The sequence below is a fragment of the Clostridium collagenovorans DSM 3089 genome, from assembly GCF_900130005.1.
Lineage (GTDB): Bacteria > Bacillota > Clostridia > Clostridiales > Clostridiaceae > Clostridium_D > Clostridium_D collagenovorans.
On sequence record NZ_FQXP01000024.1, the window covers coordinates 1 to 3,293 of the forward strand.

General features: G+C 24.3%; 3 protein-coding genes. 1 reads left to right on the forward strand and 2 read right to left on the reverse strand.

Annotated elements, in window-relative coordinates; all coding sequences use genetic code 11:
- Positions 1 to 1,222 precede the first annotated feature (1,222 nt).
- Complete coding sequence (locus BUA48_RS15190; RefSeq protein ID WP_072832887.1) at positions 1,223 to 1,789, forward strand: cob(I)yrinic acid a,c-diamide adenosyltransferase; 567 nt, start codon at positions 1,223 to 1,225, stop codon at positions 1,787 to 1,789.
- 43 nt (positions 1,790 to 1,832) lie between these two features.
- Here BUA48_RS15190 and BUA48_RS15195 read toward each other — a convergent pair whose 3' ends face one another.
- On the reverse strand, positions 1,833 to 2,156 hold the full coding sequence (locus tag BUA48_RS15195) for a GNAT family N-acetyltransferase (protein ID WP_242944360.1): 324 nt from the start codon (positions 2,154 to 2,156) through the stop codon (positions 1,833 to 1,835).
- On the reverse strand, positions 2,111 to 2,326 hold the full coding sequence (locus BUA48_RS15305; RefSeq protein WP_084666391.1) for a hypothetical protein: 216 nt from the start codon (positions 2,324 to 2,326) through the stop codon (positions 2,111 to 2,113). Before BUA48_RS15305 ends, BUA48_RS15195 begins: the two co-directional genes overlap by 46 nt.
- Positions 2,327 to 3,293 lie beyond the last annotated feature (967 nt).

Below are 3,293 nucleotides of genomic sequence, written 5' to 3' on the forward strand. Positions count from 1 at the left end.
TTTACGAGTTGTTTCTTTATTACTCTGTTTAATTTTCAAAGACCATGTTTTTCTTGTCGTTTCTCAGAAGCGACTCCCTTATAATATCAAACTTGATATTCTTTGTCAACAACTTTTTTCAAGATTTTTTCTTGTTCGTTGTTTTCTTCAGTGCCTCTCAGCGACAAGGAATATAATATCATATTCTAACTCTATACTATTCACTAAAATCTCCATTTTTTTATATTACCAATTACTTTCTAGCCTTTTTCTTTAATTTATTTAATTTTACTTATATAGATACACTAGGTAAGGTTTTTACTATTTCACTTGCTTTTTTCACATAAATATACTCAATCTTTCCCCCTAAAACAGTTCTATAGCTTTTTTATTTTATTTTTATTTCTTATATATACATAATATCTTTTTAATTTATATAATACTACATGCTCTATTTATTTATAGATTTCTTGTAACTTCTAGAAACTTAATGCCACTAAACATAGAAACTCCAGATTCAAGTTTAATATATTTTTTATTGTATATTTAAATCTATAAATTTTTATATTAAAACTTAGCTGCTTATTAATTTATTTAAGTATAATTATCTATAATCAATCTTTATATATCAAATTAACTTTAAATAATATATCATAATATTAAAACCTTATTATTGCATATTGATTAAATTTTAATATAAAACTATATGATTCTTAAAGGTATCCAGGATTTATTTAAGATACTATCTATCACTACCTCAATACAATTAATCCTATATTAAGCTTATCATAGTTGAAGTTAAATATAATTTTTTGAATTCAATATATAACTATTTCTTATATATCTTCAACAACTGTTAATAGATATAATCATAAAGAGTGGACAACTAATTATATTTTTACCCTTAACCTATAAAAAAACATATTTTAGTGTAATTAAATAACTTCTTAATATTTTGCTTTTAGTCAATTTATTAATATATTAGATACTACTATTGAAGATTTAGCCAAAAGTTTTATAACCTTAGGTGAAGAGGATAAAGAAATACCTTAACTATAAACTTGAACTGTCTCAATACATATATTTATAAAATAAGTGAATACTTTTATTTAAGAAGTTATAGTTTTAATATTTGAATTTTATTTAATTTTCTTTTAACTACTTAAAAACTATAAAACTATGATAAAATATATCTTAATCAATAATAATTATTGATTACATATTAAATAATCGAGGTGAGTTTATGGCTATATATACAAAAACAGGCGACAAAGGAACAACTGCTACTTTATATGGTGAAAGAGTATCTAAAGCTTCTCTTATTATTCAACTTAATGGAGAAATTGATGAAGTTAATGCTTCTATAGGATATCTTTCCTCCCTAGTACATAGCAATAAAAAAATTCAACCTATGAAGAAAAAAGATATAATAGAGCTTCTTCAATGGATTGAAAATGGTCTATATAATATGGGTGTAGAAGTTTCATCTAACTTTAAAGATATAAAATTTACAGAGGAGCACGTACAATTACTAGAAGAAAAAATTAATGATATGACAGATAGAATGCCTCCTCAGCGTTCTTTTATAATATACAGCGGTACAGAAGATGCAACCTATGCACAATTGGTTCGTGCTATTGTAAGAAGATGTGAAAGATTATTTGTTGAATTCTTAGAAGATATTAATATAACATCATATCCTCAAAGCTATATGTTTATGAATAGATTATCTGACTATTTATTCACTCTTTCAAGATATATAAATTTCTTATCAAATGACGTAGAAATTAAAACTTCCGAGTGGAAATAAAATTACTAGAGCTGTCATACTACAGTAGTATGACAGCTCTTAATCAATGTATATTTTTTTCTAATCTCTCCGCTATAGTTCCATCATCTACTTTAAACACTTCTACTGATTTAAAACCATATTTACATAATATGTTCTTTGATATTATGTTATTAGGCTTTGTTATCCCTACTAACTTTCTTATATCAGGTATACTATCAGCTATATTTAATAGTTCTCCTAATATTTCGCTTCCATAGCCCTTTCCCCAATATTCTGGCATAAGCATATATTCAACCTCAGCTTCACTAAAATCATTATTTATTGAAAGTGCACATACTCCTATAAATTCATTGGTGCCACACTCAAAGACTTTAAAATTCCACATTTCTCGTGTCTATCAAGACTTTTTAATAATCCTTTAAAATACATTTCTGATTCTTCTATAGTGAAAACTCTTCCTAAATTCATATTCATTACTTCTTCATTAAAAACTAACTTTGAAAAATATTTAAAATCATCTATTGATACAAACTTCTCTAAATATAATCTGTCCATATAAAAATACCCCCTGTTATTTATAATGCATCAGTACATCGTGTACCACTACATTTAATGTCTACTGTACTTCCCCCTAAAAATTAATATTTGTGAGTATGTTTATTTTAATCAGGTCTAATATATTTCTAACTTTTAAAGCTAAGATTAATTTTTATTTATAAATATCAGCTTCATATACTATAATATTTAAAGCATACCTTAATTACATATTATACCCTTCAACTTAATAGTTCAATTGATATAATTACTAATCCTTATGACTGATTTACCTTAAAGCATTACTATATACTACTTTAATAGAAAACTAATATTATAACTTCCTTACAATATTAATATAAACTACTTAAATATATATACTCCATGAGATTTACATCAATTATCCTTAAGAATTGACTCTAAACTTAATACTCACTCTAATATTGTTTATTTATAAGATTCAAATATCTATGTATATGCTATTAAGCTAGCATCCTATATTAATTCAATAACCTTTCACCTTAATACTGCCTATATAACAATATATATCATTTAAAAAGTAGCAATCTTTAATTTTTATATAAGAATTGCTGCCAGAACTACGTATTAAAATTTATCAAAGAGAATTTTGGATCGCCTTTATAAGCATAAAGCTACAAAGAATAAAAATTAGACAGGATATAAAACTATATTTTATGTCTTATATTTAAATTGATAAGATTTTAAAGCTTAAAATTAACTTTAGACATTAAAGTTCAAGAAATAAATACAATCATGATTCATCTTAAAAAGAACTAAAAATATTATTCATCCATTATTTACTCTAATTATTCTAAAAAACATATATATTATAGAAAGATATTATAAAACATAGATGTTATTTATTATAAAATAAATCAAATAAATCTACAAAAAATAAAAAATCCTAGCTAATAAGCTAGGATTTGGTGATCCACCGGGGGATCGAACCCCGGACACCATGATTAAA

Bases quoted from the DNA above. Each gene is read 5' to 3' on its own strand.
- BUA48_RS15190 (WP_072832887.1), top strand. From the start codon at position 1,223: ATGGCTATATATACAAAAACAGGCGACAAAGGAACAACTGCTACTTTA.
- BUA48_RS15195 (WP_242944360.1), bottom strand. From the start codon at position 2,156: ATGTGGAATTTTAAAGTCTTTGAGTGTGGCACCAATGAATTTATAGGA.
- BUA48_RS15305 (WP_084666391.1), bottom strand. From the start codon at position 2,326: ATGGACAGATTATATTTAGAGAAGTTTGTATCAATAGATGATTTTAAA.